Annotated in this window: 18 protein-coding genes; 8 read left to right on the plus strand and 10 right to left on the minus strand. The window is 69.9% G+C overall.

The features are described from left to right. A partial coding sequence (locus HHX40_RS28175; protein ID WP_310738326.1) for an ATP-binding cassette domain-containing protein occupies nt 1-382 on the minus strand: 382 nt, incomplete at its 3' end. A 360-nt stretch (nt 383-742) separates the two neighbouring features. Further along, a complete protein-coding gene (locus tag HHX40_RS28180; RefSeq protein WP_310738327.1) occupies nt 743-2,041 on the minus strand; it encodes an ROK family transcriptional regulator in 1,299 nt (432 codons plus the stop codon). A gap of 246 nt (nt 2,042-2,287) precedes the next feature. Here HHX40_RS28180 and HHX40_RS28185 point away from each other — a divergent pair, with 246 nt between their 5' ends. From HHX40_RS28185 to HHX40_RS28200, 4 genes are all read left to right on the plus strand, one after another. After that, nucleotides 2,288-3,574 (plus strand): ROK family transcriptional regulator, encoded by a 1,287-nt coding sequence (locus tag HHX40_RS28185; protein WP_182883003.1) that lies wholly within the window; start codon nt 2,288-2,290, stop codon nt 3,572-3,574. 248 nt (nt 3,575-3,822) lie between these two features. Next, nucleotides 3,823-9,018, plus strand: coding sequence for a ThuA domain-containing protein (locus tag HHX40_RS28190; RefSeq protein WP_220499690.1), 5,196 nt, complete (start codon nt 3,823-3,825; stop codon nt 9,016-9,018). A gap of 113 nt (nt 9,019-9,131) precedes the next feature. Beyond that, complete coding sequence (locus HHX40_RS28195) at nt 9,132-9,761, plus strand: hypothetical protein (RefSeq protein ID WP_220499691.1); 630 nt, start codon at nt 9,132-9,134, stop codon at nt 9,759-9,761. A 153-nt stretch (nt 9,762-9,914) separates the two neighbouring features. Next, nucleotides 9,915-10,622: a hypothetical protein gene (locus HHX40_RS28200; RefSeq protein WP_182883005.1), complete on the plus strand. Its 708-nt coding sequence runs from the start codon at nt 9,915-9,917 to the stop codon at nt 10,620-10,622. 3 nt (nt 10,623-10,625) lie between these two features. Here the strand turns inward: HHX40_RS28200 and HHX40_RS28205 are convergent, their stop codons facing one another. Both HHX40_RS28205 and HHX40_RS28210 read right to left on the minus strand, forming a co-directional pair. After that, nucleotides 10,626-11,852 (minus strand): glycoside hydrolase family 16 protein, encoded by a 1,227-nt coding sequence (locus HHX40_RS28205; protein ID WP_182883006.1) that lies wholly within the window; start codon nt 11,850-11,852, stop codon nt 10,626-10,628. An 82-nt stretch (nt 11,853-11,934) separates the two neighbouring features. Beyond that, the gene (locus tag HHX40_RS28210; RefSeq protein WP_182883007.1) at nt 11,935-12,711 is read right to left on the minus strand and encodes an NAD(P)H-binding protein; all 777 of its coding nucleotides are present in this window, start codon (nt 12,709-12,711) and stop codon (nt 11,935-11,937) included. A 78-nt stretch (nt 12,712-12,789) separates the two neighbouring features. On the opposite strand from HHX40_RS28210, the gene HHX40_RS28215 reads away from it, so the two are divergent. The 4 genes from HHX40_RS28215 to HHX40_RS28230 all read left to right on the plus strand — a co-directional run bounded on the left by HHX40_RS28215 (nt 12,790) and on the right by HHX40_RS28230 (nt 16,710). Continuing rightward, nucleotides 12,790-13,563 carry an aminoglycoside 3'-phosphotransferase gene (locus HHX40_RS28215; protein WP_182883008.1) on the plus strand — a complete coding sequence of 258 codons (774 nt, stop codon included), beginning with the start codon at nt 12,790-12,792 and terminating at the stop codon, nt 13,561-13,563. A gap of 117 nt (nt 13,564-13,680) precedes the next feature. After that, nucleotides 13,681-15,417 carry a PHP domain-containing protein gene (locus HHX40_RS28220; protein WP_182883009.1) on the plus strand — a complete coding sequence of 579 codons (1,737 nt, stop codon included), beginning with the start codon at nt 13,681-13,683 and terminating at the stop codon, nt 15,415-15,417. Next, complete coding sequence (locus HHX40_RS28225) at nt 15,414-15,977, plus strand: hypothetical protein (RefSeq protein ID WP_182883010.1); 564 nt, start codon at nt 15,414-15,416, stop codon at nt 15,975-15,977. The genes HHX40_RS28220 and HHX40_RS28225 overlap by 4 nt, the downstream gene beginning before the upstream one ends. Nucleotides 15,978-16,065: 88 nt before the next feature. Continuing rightward, entirely contained in the window at nt 16,066-16,710 is a 645-nt protein-coding gene (locus HHX40_RS28230; RefSeq protein ID WP_182883011.1) for a hypothetical protein, read from the plus strand. A 98-nt stretch (nt 16,711-16,808) separates the two neighbouring features. Here HHX40_RS28230 and HHX40_RS28235 read toward each other — a convergent pair whose 3' ends face one another. From HHX40_RS28235 to HHX40_RS28260, 6 genes are all read right to left on the minus strand, one after another. Beyond that, nucleotides 16,809-17,429 carry a hypothetical protein gene (locus tag HHX40_RS28235; RefSeq protein WP_182883012.1) on the minus strand — a complete coding sequence of 207 codons (621 nt, stop codon included), beginning with the start codon at nt 17,427-17,429 and terminating at the stop codon, nt 16,809-16,811. 140 nt (nt 17,430-17,569) lie between these two features. Further along, nucleotides 17,570-17,800 carry a hypothetical protein gene (locus HHX40_RS28240; protein ID WP_182883013.1) on the minus strand — a complete coding sequence of 77 codons (231 nt, stop codon included), beginning with the start codon at nt 17,798-17,800 and terminating at the stop codon, nt 17,570-17,572. A 24-nt stretch (nt 17,801-17,824) separates the two neighbouring features. After that, nucleotides 17,825-19,783, minus strand: a complete 1,959-nt coding sequence (locus HHX40_RS28245) for a DUF222 domain-containing protein (protein WP_182883014.1) — start codon at nt 19,781-19,783, stop codon at nt 17,825-17,827. Then, on the minus strand, nt 19,753-20,160 hold the full coding sequence (locus HHX40_RS28250) for a hypothetical protein (RefSeq protein ID WP_182883015.1): 408 nt from the start codon (nt 20,158-20,160) through the stop codon (nt 19,753-19,755). Before HHX40_RS28250 ends, HHX40_RS28245 begins: the two co-directional genes overlap by 31 nt. A gap of 670 nt (nt 20,161-20,830) precedes the next feature. Beyond that, nucleotides 20,831-21,481: a hypothetical protein gene (locus tag HHX40_RS28255; RefSeq protein ID WP_182883016.1), complete on the minus strand. Its 651-nt coding sequence runs from the start codon at nt 21,479-21,481 to the stop codon at nt 20,831-20,833. Between the two features lie 382 nt (nt 21,482-21,863). Next, nucleotides 21,864-22,928, minus strand: coding sequence for an AI-2E family transporter (locus tag HHX40_RS28260; RefSeq protein ID WP_182877617.1), 1,065 nt, complete (start codon nt 22,926-22,928; stop codon nt 21,864-21,866). Between the last annotated feature and the right edge of the window lie 120 nt (nt 22,929-23,048).

Genomic DNA, 23,048 nt, shown 5'->3' on the forward strand with positions numbered 1-23,048 from the left:
CCGCCGCCCGCTCGGCCTCCCCCCGGCGCGAGAACCCCAACCGCGCCCGCTCATGACCCAGATAGATGTTCTCGGCCACACTCAACCCGTCCACCAGGTCGAGCTCCTGATAGATCGTGGCGATGCCCTGCCGGATGGCGGCCGTCGGGCTGGTCAGCCGGACCTCCTGGCCGTCGAAGGTGATCGTTCCCTCGTCGGGCTGGTGCGCCCCGGCCAGAGTCTTGATCAGGGTGGACTTTCCGGCGCCGTTCTGGCCGAGCAGGCAGTGCACCTCACCGACGCGGACATCGAGGTCGACGCCGTTCAGGGCACGCACACCGGGGAACTGCTTGACGATGCCTCGCATCTCCAGCAGGGACGACTCGGACGATGACGGCTGCACAGAGGCCTCCTAGGGGTGGGTGCGGCCGGGCCCCGCCCGCCTGACGGCGCCGGCTGGCACCGCCGCTACGGCACCGATGTCGGCGTCAACGATGCCGACGCGGCTCCGGACAGCCGTACAGGCGGGCGGGACGTTCTTGTGGGATAGGGCTCGGAATGGCTAAATGGTGGTGGTGATCCCGTCCGCCTGACCGCATGTCCCATCGCCACGGCACGCGGGATGGGCGGGGGGGAGTACCGAGCGGGGAGCACGGTCAGGCGGACGGGACGTTCGAAGGGGACGGCTGAGGAGAGGATGGGGGGTCGGAACCGGCCCGCGGACAGAGGCGTCCGCCGCCGGACAGGTCGTCGGAGTTCTCGATCACCCCGATGGCAGCGGATGTCGGATCGATATGGCGGTGGGATCGGACAGCGCTCGTTCGACGACGACACCGGCCGCTCCACGTGCCGCCGCCCCGAAGCCGAGATCGGATGCGACGAACCGGCAGCGTTCGACGGCGCCGGTCATGCCCAGACGCGTCAGCTCCTGCCGGGCGGCGGGGATGAGCCGGTCGGCGAGCCTGGCGAAGTAGCCACCGAGCACGATGACTCGTGGGTTGAAGAGGTTGACCAGCACCGACGCGCCGAGCCCGAGCCACCGGCCCACCTCCGCGATGGCGGCTTCGACCCTCGGGTCGCCTTCCGCCCGCCGCTGCTCGATCTCGGCCAGCCGTTCCTCCGGATCACGGACGATCTGCCGGCCCATGCCGTACGCACGGTCGGGTGTGGCCATGCGCACCAGCGCCGCCAGTCCGACCTTGGTCTCCCAGCAGCCGACACGGCCGCAGCGGCAGGGCTCACCGGCGGGATCGACCATTATGTGACCGACCTCCCCGGCGAATCCGTCCGCTCCACCCAGCAACCGCCCGCCGGAGATTACACCGCCTCCGACGCCCACCTCGCCGGTGAGGTAGACCAGGTCGGACGTGCCGGCCTCGGAGCCGGAAGTGTACTCGGCCAGCGCGGCGAGGTTGGCGTCGTTGTCCACCACGATGGGGATGTCCGGGCGGATGCCCGCCTGGGACAGCCGCTCCGCGACCGCCACTCCGTGCCAGCCGAGGTTCGGCGCCACGACGACGGTGCCGGTGATCGTGTCGACGAGGCCCGGGATGGCCACGGTGACACCCGCGGGCGTCACCCCGAGCCGGTCGAGGTCGGCCAGGGTCTTCTCGACCACGAGGGCCAGTTCGTCGAGCGAGCGCTCCGGGCTGGACCCCATCGCGTCGAAGCCGACGCGCCGGTCCACGAGCACCCGGCCGGCCAGATCGGTGGCGATGGCGGCGATGTAGTCGACGTTGACCTCCACGCCCAGGGCGCCGACACGCGAACCGTCGAGGGCGAGCGCGACGCTCGGGCGGCCGACGGAGCCCGCGTGCTGCGGTCCCGTCTCCATCACCAGCCCGCGTGCCTGCAACTCGCTGACCAGGCTGGTGACGGTGGTCTTGTTCAGCCCGGTGGCGAGCGCGACAGCCGACCGGGAGCACGGGCCCGAGGCGCTCACGTGACGCAGCACCAGAGCGAGGTTGGAACGGCGCACGGTGGCCTGGTCAGCGGGAACACCCGCGGACAGACCGCGACTCAACGAGTCGCCCGTACGGCCGTCGGCCCTGCTTCGGTCCACGCCTCTCCCTCAATTAGTTCGTGTGGCTCGCCGAATTAATGCCAGCGACTTCCGGAAGACGCAAGACTGAAACCGGTTGCAGGTTCCGTAACAGTCCGATAACCCCAGGTACAGATGGTCGTTGAGCTGCGGTTGGGCCGCCGATGCCAACTCGTTACTCGACAGATGGGTGCAGGTCCGGACATCCTCGTGTTACAACGCTGATTAATTGATCTCAGAGACAAACAAAGGGCGGGTGAGGGTCAGGTGACGTACGAGCCGAACCTCCTCCGCACCTCCACCGGCGCGACGCCGACGGCGGCGGGCCCCGCGGCCCTGCGCAGGGCGAACCTCTCACTGGTGCTGCGCGAGCTGCGTGACCACGAGTCCCTGTCCCGCGCCGACATCGCCGACGCGACCGGGCTCCACCGGGCCACCGTCTCCAACCTCATGGCCGAGCTGCTCGAGCGGCGGCTGGTGCGGGAGGTCGGCGTCGAGCACGTGGGCGCGATCGGCCGGCCCAGGCGGGCGGTGGCGCTGCACGGCGCGCACGTCGGCGCCCTCGGACTGGAGATCAATGTCGACTACATCGCGGTCCACGGCACCGACCTCAGCGGCCGGGTGCTGGTCGAGCGCCGCGTGGCCTTCGACACGATGGGCAGCGGCACCGACAGAGCCGTCCGCCGCCTCGGGCTCGTCGCCAAGGAGGCCGCGGAGGCTATGGAACGTGCCCGGGCCGTCCCCGCCGGCGTCGCGGTGGCCGTCCCCGGCCTCGTGGACGTGGCGCGCGGCGTGGTGACGCTCGCGCCCAACCTCTACTGGCACGATCTGCCGCTGGCGGACGAACTGACCTCCATGCTCAGGCCTCTGGACGTTCCGGTGAGGGTGGACAACGACGCCAACCTCTCCGCGCTGGCCGAGTTCACCTCGGGCGTCGCCGCCGGCACGCCCGACCTGGTCTATCTCACCGGAGAGGTCGGCGTCGGCGGTGGCATCATCTCGGGCGGCAGGCTCCTGTGCGGAGCGGACGGCTACTCCGGCGAGGTCGGACACCTGCGGGTCGACCCCAACGGCGACCAGTGCGGCTGCGGCCGCGTCGGATGCTGGGAGACCAAGGTCGGGCTGGCCGCACTGGTCCGCGCGGCCATGCCGGAGCAGGCGTACGGACTGCCCGGGATGCCGGTGCCCGACCCCGACGAGCGCGTGGCCGACATCGCCCGGGGCCTTTCATCGGGCGACCGGCGCATGACGCAGGCGGTCGCGCAGGTCGGCCAATGGCTCGGGCTCGGCGGCTCGATCCTGGCCAACCTGTTCAACCCCCGCGTGATCGTCATCGGAGGCTACTTCGCCTCGCTGGCCCAGTGGCTCCTGCCCCACGCGCAGGACCAGCTGAACCGGCTGGTGGTGGCCGGCTCCGGCGCCCAGTGCCGGTTCGTCGCCTCCACGCTCGGCTTCGGCGCCGCGTCACGCGGCGCCGCGAGCATGGTGGTCGACCAGATCATCGCCGACCCGACCTCGATCCTCGATTCATTACCCCGGCCGGCAGTTCACTGACGGCCCCCACAGACCTGGAACGGCACCTTCCAGCACCCCGAAACACCTCCGGAATATCCACTACGACCAAGTGGCAACAAGCGCGGCGGCGCGCGCCTTGCCTGACCTTCCCCCCAGTCAGGAAAGGGTTCTCCATGTCTCCACGTTCTCGAACGTGGGCCAGGCTGCTCAACGCGGCCCTGCCAACCAACGGACGACGTCCGAAACGTCTGAGCGCGGCGACGACGGCCATCGCCCTCGCCGCGCCAGTGATCACTCTCCTCGCGGCGCCGGTGAGCGCCGAGGCCGCCACCACGGCGGCCACGGCGGCCCCTGATTTCAAGGTGCTCGTCTTCTCCAAGACGACCGGTTTCCGGCACGACTCGATCCCCGAGGGGATCGCGGCGGTGCAGAAGCTCGGCCAGGAGAACAACTTCGCGGTCGACACGACCGAGGACAGCGCGGCGTTCACCGACGCCAACCTGGCGCAGTACCAGGCCGTCATCTTCATGTCCACGACCGGTGACCCGGTCAGCACCCAGGACCAGAAGGACGCCTTCCAGCGCTACATCCAGAAGGGCGGCGGCTACGTCGGCGTCCACGCCGCGGCCGACAGCGGCTACGACTGGGCGTGGTACGGCAAGCTGGTCGGGGCCTACTTCAAGCAGCACCCGGCGATCCAGCAGGCGACGGTCAAGGTCGAGGACCCGGCGCACCCGTCGACCGCGGGCCTGCCGATCACCTGGAGCCGTACCGACGAGTGGTACGACTACCGGACCAACCCGCGTAACACGGTTCACGTGCTGACGTCGCTGGACGAGAAGTCCTACACCGGCGGCACGATGGGCGCCGACCACCCCAACACGTGGTGTCAGGACTACGACGGTGGCCGCTCGTGGTACACCGGCCTGGGCCACCTGAAGGAGAACTACAGCGAGGCGAACTTCCTCAAGCTGCTCCTCGGCGGTATCAAGACCGCCTCGGGCGCCGTGAAGGCCGACTGCTCCGCCTCGCAGAGCAGCAGCTACGAGAAGGTCACCCTCGACGACAACACCAGCAACCCGATGATGCTGGACGTCGCCAAGGACGGCCGGGTCTTCTACATCGACCGGCTCGGTGACGTCAAGGTCATCAAGCCGAGCGGCGGCACCGTGACGGCGGCGCACCTGAACGTGTTCACCGCCAACGAGAGCGGTCTGCTCGGTATGGCGCTGGACCCCGGGTTCGCGACGAACAAGTGGATCTACCTGTACTACTCGCCCACGGGCTCGGAGAACGTCGACCGGCTGAGCCGGTTCACGGTCAACGGGGACGCCCTGGACCTGGCGAGTGAGAAGAAGATCCTGGACGTGCCGGTGCAGCGGGCCGAGTGCTGCCACCACGGCGGCGGCCTGGTGATGGACCCCAAGACCGGCAACCTCTGGCTGGGCACGGGCGACAACACCAACCCCTTCAACTCCGACGGCTACACCCCGATCGACGAGCAGTCGGGCCGCTCCAGCTGGGACGCCCAGCGCTCCGCGGGCAACACCAACAGCCTGAGCGGCAAGCTGCTGCGCATCCACCCCGAGGCGGACGGCACCTACACGATCCCGTCGGGCAACCTGTTCGCCCCGGGCACGGACAAGACCAAGCCGGAGATCTACGGCATGGGCTTCCGTAACCCGTTCCGGATCGGCATGGACCCCAAGACCGGCAACGTGATGCTGGGTGAGTACGGCCCCGACGCCAACTCCGCCAGCGCCACGCGTGGCCCGCAGAACACGGTGGAGTGGAACCTCATCTCCAAGCCGGGCAACTACGGCTGGCCGTACTGCAACGGCAACAACACGCCCTTCATCGACTACAACTTCGCCACGAAGCAGTCGGGTTCGGCGTTCAACTGCGCGGCTCCGGTCAACGACTCGCCGAACAACACCGGCCTGACCAACCTGCCGCCGGTGATCCCGGCCACGGTCTGGTACCACTACGCCGTCGACGCCAACAACTTCCCCGAGCTGAGCGGCGGCGCCCCGATGGGCGGCCCGGTCTACCGCTACAACCCCGACATCACGGCGACGAACAAGTGGCCGGCGTACTGGGACGGCAAGGCCATGTTCGGCGAGTGGAACAACAACGCCATGTGGTCGTTCCAGCTCAACGAGGACGGCACCAAGCTCGTCGAGATGAACCGGATCCTTCAGACCCTGAGCTTCAAGAAGCCCATGGACATGAAGTTCGGCCCCGACGGCGCCCTCTACCTGATCGAGTGGGGCTCCGGCTTCGGCGGCGACAACGCCGACTCCGGCGTCTACCGCATCGACTACGTCAAGGGCGTCCGTCCCCCGACGGCGCGTGCCGCCGCCGACAAGACCGACGGCCCGACGCCGCTGACCGTCAAGTTCAGCAGCGACGGCTCGCGCGACCCCGACGGCAAGGCGATCACCTACGCCTGGGACCTCAACGGTGACGGCACGACCGACTCCACCGCCGCCAACCCCACCTTCACCTACACCCAGGCCGGCGAGTACAACGCGGTTCTCACCGTGACGAACGCCGACGGCCTGACCGGTAAGGCGAGCGTGGTGATCAACGCGGGCAACTCCAAGCCCGAGGTCAAGGTCGAGCTCCCGCCGAACGGCTCGTTCTTCGAGTTCGGCGACCAGGTGAAGTTCAAGGTCACCGTCACCGACGCCGAGGACGGCACGGTCGACTGCAGCAAGGTGCAGATCCAGTCCATCCTGGGTCACGACACCCACGGTCACCCGCTCGACCAGACGACCGGCTGCGAGGCCGTCGTGCAGACCGCCATGTCCGGCCACGGTGAGTACGACAACCTGTTCTACGTGATCGAGGCCAGCTACACCGACAAGGGCGCCGGGGCGGCCAAGCCGCTCACCGGGCGGGGTCAGGTCATCCTGCAGCCCAAGCGCAAGCAGGCCGAGCACTTCAGCGCCACCGGCCGGGTCACCGGCGGCACCGGCACCGACGCCGCGGGTGTCGCGGTCGAGGACACGACCGACACCGCGGGTGGCAACAAGAACATCGCCAACGTCCAGGACGGCGACTGGTGGTCGTTCGACCCGATCAACCTGACCAACATCAGCGCGATCCGGTTCCGCGTCTCGTCGAACACCACCGGCGGGACCATCCAGGTCCGGCAGGGTGACCCGGCGACCGGGACGCTCATCGGCTCCGTCGATGTGGCGAACACCGGCGGCTGGCAGACGTTCAAGGACGTCACGCTCAACCTGACCAACCCGCCGGTCACGAGCGGCCCGCTGTACTTCGTCGTGCGCAAGCCGGCGAGCGCGGCGAACGACGCCTTCCTGCTCAACTTCAACTGGGTCGACTTCATCGGCAAGGGCGCCTCGGAGAACCAGCGTCCGACCGTGTCGGTGGCCGCGAACGCGACCACGGGCATCGCGCCGCTGAAGGTGGACTTCACCACCACCGCCAGCGACCCCGAAGGCGACGCGCTCACCTACAAGTGGAACTTCGGGGTGAACGGCGCGCCGGAGCCGACCACGGCCAACGCGAGCTACACCTACACCGCGCCGGGCACCTACACCGCCGTGGTGACGGTGACCGACGCCAAGGGCGCCGCAACCAGCGCTCAGGTGCAGATCAAGGTGGACGCGCCGGCCATCGTGTGCTTCAGCGGCCGTTCCGACGACTTCCTGGGCACCCAGCTCGACCGTGACCGCTGGTCGGTCATCCGGGAGAACCAGGACCTGCGGGTCGCCGACGGCAGCCTGATCATCCCGACCTCGACGACCGACATCTACCAGACGACCAACAACACGCCGAACATCGTCGTGCAGCCGGCTCCGGCGGGCGCCTGGACGGCCACCGCCAAGCTCACGCTGAAGGCGCAGGACGCCTACCAGCAGGCCGGTCTGGTCATCTACGGTGACGACGACAACTACGCCAAGATGGTGCTGCAGGGCCGGTCGACCAACGGGTCGAACCACGCCAACCGCGTCTTCCAGTTCATCCGGGAGGACAAGGGCGCACCGAACGAGGTGACCGCGAGCAACACGGCCCAGCTCGGGGACGCGTACCCCGACACGGTGTACGTGCGGTTCATCAGCGACGGCACCAACATCACCGCGCACTACTCCTCGGACGGCACCAACTTCACGGCGATGTCGGAGACCAAGCCGCTCGCCGGGATCTCCAACCCGAAGATCGGCCTGATCTCGCTGGCCGGGGCCAACCACCCGGTGGTGGACGCGGCCTTCGACTGGTTCCAGATCACGCCGGACGACAAGGCGACCGCGCCGACGCCGGACGACGACTTCAACGGCACCTCGCTGGACAAGTGCCGCTGGACCCAGAACGTGCGTTACGACGCGACGGCCGCTCGGGTGACCGGTGGCAACCTGGAGCTCGACACCACGACGGGTGACATCTACGGGACCACCAACAGCGGCCCGAAGAACTTCATCCTGCAGACGGCGCCGAGCGGTGACTGGACGCTGGAGACCAAGGTCGACGGCTCTGCTCTCAGCGAGCAGTACCAGCAGGGCGGCGTGATCGTCTACGGCGACGACGACAACTACGTGAAGTTCGACTTCCTCACCACCAACGCCGCAGGGTCGACGGTGGCGCGGACGATCGAGCTGCGCAGCGAGGTCGGCGGCACCGTGCAGAACCCGCAGCCGCAGGTGAACAACCTCACCGCCGGCCCGTACTGGCTGCGCCTGAAGAAGGTGGGCGACAGCTTCACCGGTGCCTACTCCGCGAACGGCACCACCTGGACCGACCTCACCACGAGCGGCGCGGTCGCCGTGGTGAAGAACAGCGCCGTGGCGAACGCGTCGAAGGTCGGCGTCTACACCATCGGCACCAACCAGGGCGCGTCCAAGACGGTCAAGTTCGACTACTTCAAGCTGATCAAGGCGGGTAGCGAGGACAAGACCGCTCCGGTGACCACCGCGACGACCGACCCGGCCCAGCCGGACAACGGCTCGTTCACCGGTCCGGTCACGGTCACGCTGAAGGCGGTCGACGAGACCGGCGGCAGCGGCGTGGCCAAGACCGAGTACGCGCTGGACGGCGGCGCCTGGACGGCCTACACCGCCCCGGTCACCGTCTCCGGCGACGGCCAGCACGAGGTGACCTACCGCTCGACCGACAAGGCCGGCAACGTCGAGGCGACCAAGTCGCTCAAGCTGACGATCGCCACGCCGAAGGTCAAGCTGACCGTCACCGCGGCCACCCGCTGCATCGGCACCACCGCCTACCTGGCGGTCACGGCCGTCAACGACGGCGACGCGCCGGCCACGATCACGCTGAACACCGCGTTCGGCAACAAGACCGTGACCGACGTGGCCCCGGGCAAGCAGGCCTACCAGTCCTTCAACACCCGGACCGCCCAGGTCGCCGCCGGCAAGGCCACCGTGACCGGCACCGCCACCATCGGCGGCAAGCAGGTCACGACGTCCTACGACGCGGCCTACGCCGCGGCCAGCTGCAGCTGACCGCGACGGCGGTGACGACGCGCACGCGCTGACCCACCGCCACAGCACAACCGGGGCCGGCCGGCCGAACAGCCGGCCGGCCCCGCCCCCTCATAAATCGGAGTGATCACCCCATGCGAATGACCCGCACCACCCAGATACTGGCCGCCTCCGTGCTCGGCCTCACCCTCACCGGCATCGGCGTCTCCCCCGCCCTCGCCGACGACCCCGGCGCCGGCATCGACGTCTCGGTCACCATCACCCCCACCACCACCCCCGGCCAGATCTCCATGACCGTCGCCGACAACAACGGCGTCTCCCTCCAGGAGAACGGCTCCGACGCCGCCGCCCGCCAGTTCGTCGGCACCCTGCCCACCGTCACCGTCACCGACACCCGCACACCCGCCGAGATCCCCGACGGCGAATTCTGGGCCGTCGTCGGCCAGGCCAGCGCCTTCACCGCCACCGCCACCGGCACCGCCCCCATCGGCCCCGAATACCTCGGCTGGAAGCCCCGCCTGCTGTCCGACACCAACACCGGCGCCGTCGCCGCCGGCGAGCCCGTGTCCTCCGTCGTGTCCGACGGCTCCGGCGCCCCCACCGTCGGTCTCAAGGGCCAGGAACTCCTCGTCTCCACCGCCGACTCCGCCACCGAGATCGGCACCTCCAAGGTCAACGCCGACCTCGCCCTGCGCACCCCCGTCGACGTCGCCGCCGGCGAATACCACTCCACCCTCACCCTCTCCCTCTTCAACCAGTCCTGACCCACCGCACGTCGTGGACGCCCGGAACGTGTGCGAGTCCGACTCCACGTTCCGGGCGTCCATGTTCGCGCCCGGTGTCGCTTCCGGGTGACTCTCCCTACTACGCTCCGCCTATCACTCCCCGCGGAGAACTTCGACCAGGAGGTGGCAGCAATGAGCCGGCGTAGCGAACCGACGGTGACCCGGCAGCCGGCCAGGAGCCACCGCGTGCTCACGCTGGTGGCCGCGTTCGTGCTCGGCGCGGTGGTGGCCGGTGGCGTGGTGTTCGCCGCGACCCGGCCCGACTCGACCGAGCAGGCGGTGAACCGGATCCGCGCCGAGGACGCCGTCCGCGACAAGGCGCAGATCAAGGAGCTGACCGCGCTGGCCCGCACCACCCGCGACAAGCTCGTGCCCGTGCTGGAAGGGCTGGAACGCGTGATGCCCGTGGAGGACGGCGCCGCCCCCGCCGCCGCTTCCACCACCGCCTCCCCCGAGGGCGGGAAGCCAGAGAAGGCCACCGGCGCCGACATCGCGAACTGGCGGCAGGCGACCGCCGCCGCCGTCCAGTCGTTCGCCGACCCGCCCTCGGGCGAGACGTACACCAACCTGGCGAGGTCGGGTCTCGCCTCAGCCGTACGGCAGCTCGCCACCACCGTCGACAGCTTCGCGGCCGCGCAGGCGCTCACGGGACCGGCCCGCACGAACATGCTGGCCCTCGCCGCCCGGCAGCGGATGGACGCGGTCTTCACCTGGTCGGTCGGGGCCACCGCCCTCGACGCGGTCAGCGTCGACGCGGGCAGCGGACACCAGCACGTCTACCTCCCGGCCGCCCCCGGCAGCGGAGCGCTCACTGCCGACGACGAGGAAGAGGGCCACTGACGTTCAGCCGCGGGTCCACTTCTGGTTGGACCCGCCGGTGCAGTCCCAGAGCTGCAGAAGGGCGCCGTTCGCGCTGCCCCGGTCCACGATGTCCACGCACCGGTTGGCCTGGACGTTGACCAGGTCTCCCGCCGGCGTGAGCGTGAAGCGCTGGGCTCCGGTCCCGTTGCACGTGTAGAGCTGGATCGGAGTGCCGTTGGCGGTGCCCGCCGCGGCGGCGTCCATGCACTTGCCCATCGCGCGCACGGTGCCGTCGCCGTTCACCGACCACTGCTGCGCGACGGTGCCGTTGCAGTCGTACATCTGCAGCCGGGCGCCGTCGGCGGGGTTGGCGCTCGGGATGTCCACGCAGCGGCCGTTCATGGCGGATCTGAGCGCGGTGCCGGTGCCGCTCCCGTCGTTGTTCCAGGCGGAGACGCGGACGTAGTCGACCAGCATCGTCTGCGGGAACGCGGTGGTCGCGTCGGGGTTGCCCGGCCAGTATCCGCCGACCGCGACGTTCAGGATCATGAAGAACGGGTGGTCGAACACCCACTGGTTGCCGCGGATGTCGGCCGGGGTGACGCGGAAGTACTCCGCCCCGTCGAGGTACCAGACGATGAGGCCGGGCGACCAGTCGACCCGGTAGTTGTGGAAGGCGTCGCCCAGAGGCGCCCCGATCGTACGGTTACCGCCGACGCCGCCGCTGCCCGAGTAGCCGGGGCCGTGCACGGTGCCGTAGACCGTGTTCGGCGCGTTGCCGACGTTCTCCATGATGTCGATCTCACCGGTGTTCGGCCAGTTGCCGCCGCCGAGCATCCAGAAGGCCGGCCAGATGCCCTGCCCCTTGGGAATCTTGATGCTCGCCTCGAAGCGGCCGTACGCCTGGCTGAACCTGTCCGCCGTCAGGATGCGGCCGGAGGTGTACTGGCAGGTGCCGTAGTGGCACTGGTAGCCGGCGGGGTTCTCCTTGCGGGCGGTGATGGCCAGGTGGCCCTGGCCGTCCTGGTACACGTTCCGGGTGGAGTTGGTGTAGTACTCCAGTTCGTTGTTGCCCCAGCCGCCACCGCCGATGTCGAACTTCCACTTCGCCGGGTCGACGGCGCTGCCCGAGGCGCCGTTGAACTCGTCCGACCAGGTGACCGGGCCGATGGCGGCCTCGGCCCGCTCGTTGCCGGGAATACCGCTCAGGGCGCCGGCCAGGCCGACGGCCAGGGCCGCCGCGATCAGGAGTAACCGGGGTTTGCGCATGGGGGTCTCCGGTCCGGGGGGAGTGATTCGGAGTGTGGTTGCCGATGCAACACCCGTTCACACGCACTGTCAATAGTAAAGTTTACTTTTTGTTTACTTCGGTCAGGGTCTTCAGGGCACGTCCGGCGACCGTCTCGGCGGGCCTGCCGAGCAACGCCACCAGGTCGCCGGTCTGCTGTTCCAGCGCTCCCGCGCGGATCCGCGCGTTGATCCAGCTCATGGGGCCCGATCCGGCGTCGGGCACCTCGCGGTAGGGCACGCCGAGCGCCTCCGCGACCTCCGGATAGCTCCACAGCGGTCCGGTGAGGTCGTACGCCCGGCCCAGATGCCCCTCGCCGGTCAGGACGTTCGCCGCCGCCTCGGCGAGATCCGCCCGGAACGCCGTGTTCAGCCCACGGCCTCCGGTGCTGCTGGTGATCTCGCCGTCGTCGGCCCGCGGCACGAACGCGTCACTGTAGAAGGGGTGGCGCAGGAACGTGTACGGCAGGCCGCTGCGGAGTATCGCCTGCTCGGTGGCGTGATAGGCCTCCGTCATGCCGGTGGCGGCGGCGCCGGCCCCGAGGAAGCTCGTGAACACGACGGCGCCGACTCCCGCCTGCTCGGCCGCGGCCACGGCGTTCAGGTGCTGTCCGATCCGGCGCGCGGTGTCGAGTTCCGGCGAGGAGATGAGCAGCAGACGCGTGGCCCCGTCGAACGCCTCACGCAGGCTCGCCGGGTCGTCGTAGTCGCCACGCCGCACCGCCACGCCTTCGGGCGCCCGGCCGGGGTCGCGTACCGCGGCCACCACCTCCGCCCGGGTACGAAGATGTTCGACGACGAGGCGGCCGAGCGCGCCGGAAGCTGCGGATATCACGATCACGGGGCGAGTCAACCGTCTGCCGGGGCGAGGCCGCCACTGCTTTATGACCGCACTGCTTTATGACCGAGAATGTCGGTCGTGAGCCGTCCCCCGATCGCCTCGGTTCCGGCCGGACCCGTCGACGTGCCGCGCGTCGTCGCCGAACTCGCCGGGAGCGACGCCGTCACCCCCGTCTGGCGCAACGAGGTCGGCGGCCTCACGTTCCGGCTCGACGGCCCGGGTGACGGTGCCGGTGGCACGAGGTACGTCAAGTGGGCCGCCACCGGCACACCCGAGATCGACCTGCCGCGCGAGGCGGAACGGCTGACCTGGGCGCGGCAGTGGACCACCGTCCCCCGCGTGCTCGCGTACGGATCGGACGCCGACGGCGCGTGGCTCGTCACCGCCGCGCTCCCCGGCCGCTCGGCGGTGGATCCGCGCTGGACCGCCGACCCCCGCACCGCCGCGGCCGCGATCGGCCGTGGCCTGCGCCTGCTGCACGACGCGTTGCCGGTGGCACGGTGCCCGTACGACTGGGGGGTCGAGCACCGCCTCCGGCGGGCCGGCGAGCGCCTCGGCCGGGCCGAGGCGCGGCGGCGTCTGGGCCGCCCGCCCGCTCCCGACCGGCTCGTCGTCTGCCACGGCGACGCCTGCGCCCCCAACACCCTCCTGCACGACGACGGGACGGTCGCCGGGCACGTCGACCTCGGGTCGCTGGGCGTGGCCGACCGGTGGGCCGACCTCGCGGTCGCCGCCTGGAGCACCGAGTGGAACTACGGCCCGGGTCACGACGGCGAGGTGTACGAGGCGTACGGCGTCGCCCCCGATCCGGAGCGCATCGCCTACTACCGCCTGCTGTGGGACCTGACCTGACCGGTAAAGCCCCGGCTCCCTGGGCGGTCTCCGGAGTTCACGTGAGGTTCAGCCGTTGCCGCGAGGGTGCATTCGGAGCCGGAGCGATCCCCCCGGCGGAACGAAAGGGCACCGCACATGAGCGAGGGGCACGCGCATCCCCACCCCCACCCCCACAGCCATCCCCACAGTCATCCCCACAGCCACGACCACGACCACGACCAGGACCCCGGGGAGACGGCGGCGGTCGTGGACATGGACGTCCCCGACGAGGCGCTGTCGCCGGGTGAGCTCTCGCGCCGTCAGATGTTCCGGCGGGCCGGACTGCTCGGCGCCGGCCTGACCGCCGCCGGCGTGCTCGGCGCCCCCGGCCCGGCCGCCGCCGCCGGCCGGGACGACCGGGAGCCGAAGGACGGCTTCCTGTGGCTCGCGGGTGACCACCACATCCACACGCAGTACAGCTCCGACGCCATGTACCGGGTCGTCGACCAGGTGCGGCACGCCAACGCGTACGGCCTCGACTGGATGGTCGTCACCGACCACGGCAGCGTCACCCACGCCAAGATCGGCGTGGAGAAGGTCAACCCCGACATCGTCGCGGCGCGTCAGGCGGTCAGGGACACCCTCGTCTTCCAGGGCCTTGAGTGGAACATCCCGGCCGCCGAGCACGGCACGGTGTTCGTGGCGCCGGGACGGGGCGAGGTGGAGACGCTGAAGGAGTTCGAGAACTCCTTCGACGGGTCGGTGAAGGGCGCCACGGCGAGCACCCGGCAGAACGAGGCCCTCGCCATCGCCGGGCTCGACTTCCTGGCCCAGGCCGTGAAGCGCCGCCGCGTCCCGGACGCGCTGTTCCTGGCCAACCACCCCGCGCGCAAGGGCATCGACTCCCCGCACGAGATCCGCGCCTGGCGCGACGCAGCGCCAGGGATCGCGGTCGGCATGGAGGGCGCTCCGGGCCACCAGGCCGCCGGAATCCCCAAGCCCAACGGGCCCGGCTCCGGACGCGGCTACTACGACAACAGCCAGAGCGCCGACTCCTTCCCCGGCTATCCGGCGGAGAGCTACCGGACCTTCGGCGGCTTCGACTGGATGACCGCGACCGTCGGCGGCCTGTGGGACAGCCTGCTCGCCGAGGGCAGGCCCTGGTGGATCACCGCCAACTCCGACTCGCACACCGTCTACGGAGACGCGAGCGACCGCGGGCCGGGCAGCGACTTCAACGCCAACGGCCGGTACGAGGACCCGATCTACAAGGGCGTGCCAAACCTGTCCAACGGCGACTTCTGGCCCGGCTACTACAGCCGCACCCACGTCGGCGCGACCTCCTTCGCGTACGGCGCGGTCATGGACGGCATCCGCCGGGGCCGCGTCTGGGTGGACCACGGCGGCCTGATCAGCGGCCTCGTCGTCCGCGCCCGGGCGCGCGGCAACGGCGGCGACAACGGGGTCACCCTCGGCGACACGCTGTCCGTCCGCCCCGGCACCAGGGTCGAGGTGTCCATCCAGATCACGCTGGCGAACCGGCCCAACTGGGCGCAGTTCATCCCCACGCTGGCCCGGGTGGACGTCATCCAGGGCGACGTGACCGGCCCGGTCTCCGACAAGGACGTGTTCACCACCCCGAAGACCAAGGTCGTCACGTCGTACGAGGTCGGGAGGAACAGCGGAACCGTCACCTTCACCTACCAGGTGGAGGCCGTCGACCACCCGGTCTACGTACGGCTGCGCGGCACCGACGGCAACCGCGTCGCCCCCGGCCTGCTCGGCGCGTCGGTGGACCCGCACGGCCCGGCGATGGACGTGCCCGGCGACGCCGACCCCTGGAAGGACCTGTGGTTCTACAGCAACCCCGTCTGGATCGTGCCGCGCCGATGATCGCCGGTCTGGACAACGGCACCCGTACGGTGGCCCAGGCCGAGCATCTCCTCCACCAGGTGGTGGAGGCGCTCGGCCTGTCGTCCGGGGTCGTCGGCTGCACCCACTTCGTCCGCACCGGTGACCTGCCGCACGTCGCCTGCTCGCTGACCCTGGCCGGGCACCTGGAGACGTCCCGGCTCCCCGAGGGGGTGTCGGTCGCCCTCGGCGACAGCCGTACGGGACCGGATGCGGAGGGCGCGGCGGTGGCGGCGGCCGAGCACGCGGCCCGCACCGGCGGGCGGGTCGTGCTGTTCCCCGGCGGCGACGACCTGCCGGGGACGCTCACGGTCGGCGAGTTGCTGGACCGGACGGCGATCGACCGCGTCGTCGTGCTCGCCCAGGCCGAGCCTCCGGCCGACGACGTGGTTCTGGTCACCAACGGCCACGTCCGCCCGGTCTGGCGGGACGGGCTGATGACCCTGCTCGCCATGCCTGCTCCGGGGCCGATCCCGGGCAGGCGGATCGCGCCGGCCGAGGTGCCGGACCCGACCCCCTGTTGCGCCGACCACGTGTCGTGATCGGTTCGGTATCGAACCTCTAGTGGATTTTGGAGCGATTTCGGTAAAAGATCACTCGTACCCTTTTTCCTCGCTCTTTGAGGTACATGTGAGAAAGATCCTTCGGGTGGTCGCGGCCCAGATGTTCGCCGCCGCCTTCGTCGTCACCACCCTGACCAACCCCGCGCACGCCGACACGACCGAGAGCGACGCCGACATCGCCCTCGAATGGCAGAGCGTGTACGACACCTACCACTTCACCGACGCCACCCCGCCCGCGCCCGGCTCGGGCCGCAGCCGGGTCGTCAACAGCATCTCCGTCGACATCGACTCGCCGATGCCGCAGACCTTCTACAAGTACTCGAACTTCAACAACCACATCGGCAAGAACCCGTTCCTGAAGCGGGTCGTCACGCACAAGGAGTGGCTGGCGGCTCCCGTGCTCTACCGCAACCTCACGGCGATCGAAGAGATCCCGTACCAGGGCACGATCGTGGTGAGCAAGACGCACGCGCAGCAGCGCCTCCACGCCGACGGGTTCTACTACGAGACCGACAGCTGGTCGCAGCCCAACGTGGTCACGCACCAGAAGATCGAATTCACCCCGCTGCCCGGCGGGAAGACCCGGGTGACGGAGAACCTCGCCTTCGAGGCGGACGACTCGCTGATCGACTTCGTCGCCGCGAACGGCACCGCCGCTCACCAGCAGCTCCAGGGCGCCCTGAAGCAGGCGATCGAGAGCGGCGCGCTCTGATCCGGCCCTGATCCGGCCCTGATCGGGCCCTGATCCGACAGCGACGACGGGCGTCCTCTCTAGTGGGGAGGACGCCCGTTCCGTACTCAGCTCCGTACTCAGCGCCCGTTGTATCCCCTGCCCTCGGCGCTCTGGAGGTTCTGGTTGATGGAGCAGTGGCGGGCCCCGCTCCCGCAGTTGCCGTTGATCGTGTTGGTGTAGATGCTGACGCTCGACACCTGCTGGACGCCGGAGTAGTCGACGGCGCTGTTGCCCGCCGGGGCGTTCACGTTGTGCCGGCCCGTGCTCAGCTGGTAGGGCGGGCTGTCCATCGTGGGGGCGCTGGCCGAGTTGACTCCACCCGTCCGCTGACCACCGCCGCCGTAGACCCTGCCGCCGTGCTCACTACCGTGCTCACTACCGTGCCTCCTGCCGTGTCCCTTGCCGTGTCCCTTGAGGTGGACGGGTTCCACGGCGTGCGGCGCGGCGGCGGGATGGGCGGCGGCCGCTCCTGCCGGACGGCCCGCGCCGGTCGGATGGGCAGAGCCGGTCGGATGGGCCGAGCCGGACGAATGGCCGTCATGGCCGGGACCAGGACCGGGGCCGGGATCGGCGGGGACGACGAGTGCCGTGGACGAGACCGGCTCCGCGAGTTCAGGGATCAGGTGACCAGGGCGTGTGACACCGGACATCGCGACGAGGAGCACGGCGAGGGCGAAGGGCCGGACGTACCCCGCCACAGCCCGGACCCTCCCTCTCCCTGCTCTGTCGCCGCCCATCCGTTCCACCTCCGCTCCGGCCGCTCATGGGTGCAAGCGGCGCATCCCGCTCATACCCTTCGCCCCCCGCCCATTTCCCTCTTCGCGTGGCCAAGCGGCGGTCAGGATGTGGCGATCGCGGCGAGCACGTCGAGCCGGGCGGCGCGGCGGGCCGGCAGGAGCCGGCCGACCGGCAGCGTGAGCGTGGCCTCGCTGGTGCGGCCCAGCGCGGCGACCGTGCCGGCCGCGAAGGCGACCCCGCACAGTGCCCGACCCAGGGCCGGGGCGACGACAGTTCGCCGTCCAGGCCCTGTCGCGTGGGCAGGGCCGCGCCGAGTGTCTTCGCCGGGCACCGGTTTCGCCTCTCCCCTCATCTGCTACACCCGCAGTCGTGTGGTGCGGGGGTTGCGGTAGGTGAAGGCCCAGCGGTCGTCGCCGATCTTGCGGCGGGTGTAGCGGGTGGGGTGGCGGTAGCGGTCGCGGTTGTGGAACTGGCACGCCGGTCCCAGCAGCTTGAGATCGGTCAGCCCGCCGCTGCACCAGTCCTCGGCGTGGTCGATCTGGCACATCGTGGCCGGCAGCGGGCAGCCGTCCACCCAGCAGGTCGCATACCGCGCGAAGACCGCCCGCCGCTGGGCCGGGGTCGCCAACCGCACCTTGCGGCCCATGTCCAGCACCTGCCCACCGGCGTCCATCACGATCCGCACCAAAGTGCTGGTACGGGCCAGCCGGTGCACGCTGGAGACGGGCAGCAGATGCCCGGTCGCCAGGATCAACCCCGGCAACCCCCGCAACCACACCCCCGGCGGACTGTTGCCCCCCGCCCTCGGCCACGCGTCATCGTCGCGTTCCACACCCGGCGGAGCATCGGCTCCTGTCCGGGACGTCTCATGCGACGCCCCACCTGGCGTGAAGGCATGCCGGTAGCCCTCCGCCGGGCAGTCGCCGGCAGAGCGGTCCCCACCGGGGCTGCCGTGAGCACGGCGATCCCCAGGGCGATCCCTGCTTGGACTGTCCTCGGTGTGAGCGCCAGTGGCGTCGTCACTCTTGGTCGGGGGATCAGGGGCACGCGTCTGCTGCGCACGAGTGCGCTGCGAATTCCAGGCTCGGTGTCTGTGCGTCTTTGCCTCGTCGGCGTGACCCTGCCGGGTATCGCCCACCTCGCCGACCTCATCAACCTCGCCGAGGGCGGCACGCTCGTCGCCGTGGGCCGCGTCGAAGTGCGGCCAGACGACGGCCGGGCCACCTGTGGCCGGGCGCTCGGGAGCAGAGGGCTCGCTGTCGGTTGTCGCGGCGTAAGGCGTGCCGAAGCCCTCGCTGACGCAGGCGTCAGAGCCGGGGACGGAGCCAGGGCCGCAGGAACCGAGGTCGGGACCAGAGCTGTCGCTCGGGTCGGAGTCTGAGGGGTCGCTGGTGGGGTGGTCGGCAGAGGGGTCAGCTGTGGGGTCGCCCGAGGGGCCGGTGCCCGAAGGGTCGGGACCAGAGCCGTCGCTCGGGCCGGCGTCTGAGGGGTCGCTGGTGGGGTGGTCGACAGATGCGTCAGCTGTGGGATCGCCCGAGGGGCTGGCTGTGGAGTCGCCTGAGGGGGTGGTGCCTGAGGGGTCGTCGGGGAGGCTTTCGGCGGTGACCAGCACCAGAAGCTCAGTCGCGATCTTGTTCTCCAGGAGCGCGATGAACGCATCGGCGTTCCGCACGCTCGGGGTGCGGTCGTCGCCCTCGGCCTTCGGCTTTGCGTAGACGTCCAGCAGGTGCTGCAACCGCCCGGCGGCCTCGACCGGGAGGTAGAACTCTCCCTCCAGCCCGCCGTTCCTGCGCCGCCGCACCCGGAAGAACCGGCGGTCGAAATCGGCCTGCTCGTCCTGCTCGTGGCCGTCGGGGTCCAGCACCGCCCGCAGATACCGCCCCGCCTTGGCCACCTCCGCCGCCCCCGCCGAACCTGCCAACTCCAGCAGAATCCCCTCAGCAGTCACGGCCTGCTCATCGGTCAACCCGGAGGTGGCGGTGCAGATCGCCTCCACGATGCCTTCGGCCAGGCTGCCCTCGGCGAACCGCTCACGCACCCGCGACAGGCGACCCAGCTCCATGCCCATCGTCACCAACCGGCCCGCACCCGGGATCGTCATGCCGCCAACGGATCGCAGCCACAACCTGGTGGAGGCATGCCCATGGTTCTTCGCCTCCCCGGACCGATGCACCCGGCCCACCCGAGCGGCAAGCGCGCTGGTGATGCGGTCGCGGGCTGCCAGCAACTCCTCGGCCTCGGCCAGACATACCTCCGCCGACTCAGGCACCGGCACCAGCGCCACTACCCGCGCCGCCTCACCAACCGCCGCCACCGCCACCCACGACGATGCACCACTGCCACCAGCACCAGAAGCATCCCGGTCCGGGCCCGCATCGCTTCGGCCGGCGCCCTCGGCACCGCCAGACGCACCACCGGCATCACCACCAGAAGCACCAGCGGAAGCGCCGCCGGAAGCGCCGCTGTAGGCACCCCCGGCGCCATCCGGACAAGCCGCGTCGGGAGAAGCACAACCAGGAGGATCACCGTCAGGAAAGGCACCGTCGGCGGCACCGCCATCCGTGCGCGCGGCATCCGTGCGCCCTGCGACCGTGCGCGCACCATCGGCGCCCAGGGCATCGGTGCGCGTGGCATCGGCGCCCAGGGCATCAGCACCGGCACCGGCAGGGCCAGGGGCGCCGCTGTCGGCATCTCCTGCGCGAGGGGCAGGGGCGATGGAACCGACCTCAGAGCCGGGGCTATCGGCAGGGTTAGGAGCGCCATCAGGGGCGGGGCCATTCACGGTTTCGTCAGCGCTGGAGTCGTCAACGGCAGCGATACCGGCACGAGTCGTAAATGCTCGAACAAAGGGAAGAGTTGCCGGGATACCGCGTCGACTCGCGTGCTCTCGTGTATCGGGATCGACGATAGGCACGTATTCACGGGCAAGTGCGCCCTCGGACGACCAAAGGGGCGAGCCGGCGATGAGCTGATCCCACCAGTCGTCGCCGATGTCACCGCTGGCATTAGAACGCTGGGAGCGCTCAGGATCATCGTCGAACAGATCCATCGCACCTCCCGAGAAATTCGAAATCCTGTCTTAATTCTTCCACGCCAACCGGCCACGAACACCCCCGCACCGGGATTTGTTGGAGTTACAGGCAAGTTCCCGATTAGCTGTATATGCGACATCTGCCGTACCGCACCGTTTGAACAGAAAACAACCGCCGCAGAAGGCCTTGAACGGGGAACAGCAGGGCACTACCGCGAGCACGGTGGCCGGGAGTGCGGGAGAAGAGCCCGCGGAGCCGGCAGCCGGCTCGGGCGGTGTGGCTCGGGCGGTTCCTCGGAGGCCGGCCGGACATGACCTCCGGTCGAGGACTCAGGGGATGGTGGCCAGAAGATCGGCCAGGGCTTGGATCGCTCTGGAGATCCCGGTGGCGGCGAGGCCGGCACCCACGAGGCTGAGGCAGATGGACAGCACGCAGCCGTGGCCCCCACGCATCGGGCTGAGGATCGGTTTCTGCGGCTCCAGCCCGTACCAGAGGGACCGCGGCTCCAGGAGAAGGAACAGGATCGCGCCCACCTCGCCCACCCAGAAGAGCCAGAACCAGGCCCATCTGTTGCCCCAGCGGGGCTGACCCGCGCCCAGCATGGTGAGGAGAGCGGCGAGCCACGCGCCGCCGACGATCCAGGGCGCGCCGGGGAAGGGCACCTGGAAGGGCCATGATGGATAACGCGGGTTGTTCTGATTGCTGGTCCAGCGCCAGATGACCAACGGGTGCTGATCGGCGGCCTCGGATCCGCGCACGAGTTCACGGCGGACGCGGGCCGCGTCCGCGACCCGATCGACGTCGTACCACAACAAAGGGCCGGTGGACCACCGTAACCGCACCGGATCGCCCTCGAAGAAGATCACGCACGTGACCTGATCCGCGCGCAGCGCCGCCTGGAACTCGGCGACCGTGCTCTCGCGCGGGAAAATGCTCAGAACGGTCAGAAAAGCGCCCCAGAGCAGGATGACAAGCAGCACGACGCGTATCCACAGGGCCGCGATCCGAAAGGGAACCCGCATGACCGGCGGTCTCTCCTGCGGATGCACGTCCCTCCGATCGTCGAGGCCCGTACGGACGTCACTCCCGGACTACAGCGGCCAGGCTTCACGCGCTTCAAGGTGATGTCGGAGGGCGGCTACGGCGCCGCGGCAACGGGCCGTTCGAGTGCCCGGCCGACGCGCCTTTCACAGATCCCGGCGCACAAACGCCGCCACGCAGACACCGCTGCACAAAACGCCGCCGCGCAGACATCGGCGAAAGCCGCCGAGAGTGCCCCATGCCGAAAGCGTACGTTCTCATCACCCGGAGCGCGTGCGCCGTTCGGAACAGATATGAACGGAGACAATCGGATCAGACTTGCTACAACCGATCCTGGCGGGGCAGCACGACCTCGCGGGCGATCAGGAGCAGGGCGGCCGCCAGGGGGATCCCGAGCAGCGCTCCGACGATGCCGAGCAGGGCGCCGCCGAGCAGCGCCCCCAGGATGGTCGCCACGGGCGGTACGTCGACCGACGACTTGAACACCTTCGGCGAGATCCAGTAGTTCTCCACCTGCTGGTAGACGATGAAGAACACGGCGCAGGCGATGCCGACCTGGACCGACACGAGGAAGCCCACCCCGGAGGCCACCACCGCCCCGATGACCGCGCCGGCCAGCGGGATCAGGTCGGTGACCGCGACGAAGATGGCCAGCGCCAGCGCGTACGGCACCTTCATCATGGACAGGAACAGGAAGGTCACCACTCCGGCGATCAACGAGATGATCAGGTTTCCGGCGACGTAGCCGCCGATCTGGTTGATGATCTCGTCGCCGAGCAGCCGGACCCGTGTGCGGCGCGAGCGCGGCACGAACCGGTAGGCCGTCTCCTTGATGGAGTTGAGGGACCCGAGGAAGTAGAGCGTCAGCACGAGCACGGTGAACCCGCTGAACAGCGCACTGATCAGGACGCTCGCCACGCCGAGGAGGCCGCCGAACATCTGGGTGGCCAGCCTGTCGCCGGTCACGTACTGCTGGAGCTTGTCCAGGACCTGATACCGCTCGTCCACCGAGCGGATCAGCGGGTGGTTCTGCAGTTGCTGCACGTATTCCGGCAGGTGGCCGAAGAACCCGGACGTCTGCTCGGTCAGCGGCGGCACGACCGCGAGGCCGAAGGCGACGAAGAACGCGATCACCGATCCGAACACGATCGTGATCGCGACGCGGCGGGACAGGTTGCGGCGCTGGAGTGCCTCGACCGCGGGGTTGAGGCCGATGGCGAGGAACAACGACACCACGATCAGCACGAGCGCCGAACCCGCGCTGGCGATCGTCTGGACCAGCAGCCACGCGGTGAGCACGCCGAGGGCTCCGGTCAGGCCGAACATGAACGGGTTGCTCCGCAGAGGGCGCCCCGGCATGCCGAACGGCCGGTCGAGGGGCGTCATCGCGACTCCGTCGCCCGTGCCGTCGCCCGTGCTGTCGCCCGTGCCCCCACCCGTGCCGCCGTCCGTACCGACGCTTGTGCCGGCGCGCGTGTCCCGGCCCGTTTCACCGCCGCCGTCACC

Origin of the sequence: Microbispora sp. H10949, assembly GCF_014161435.1 — a bacterium.
Taxonomy (GTDB): Bacteria; Actinomycetota; Actinomycetes; order Streptosporangiales; family Streptosporangiaceae; genus Microbispora; species Microbispora triticiradicis.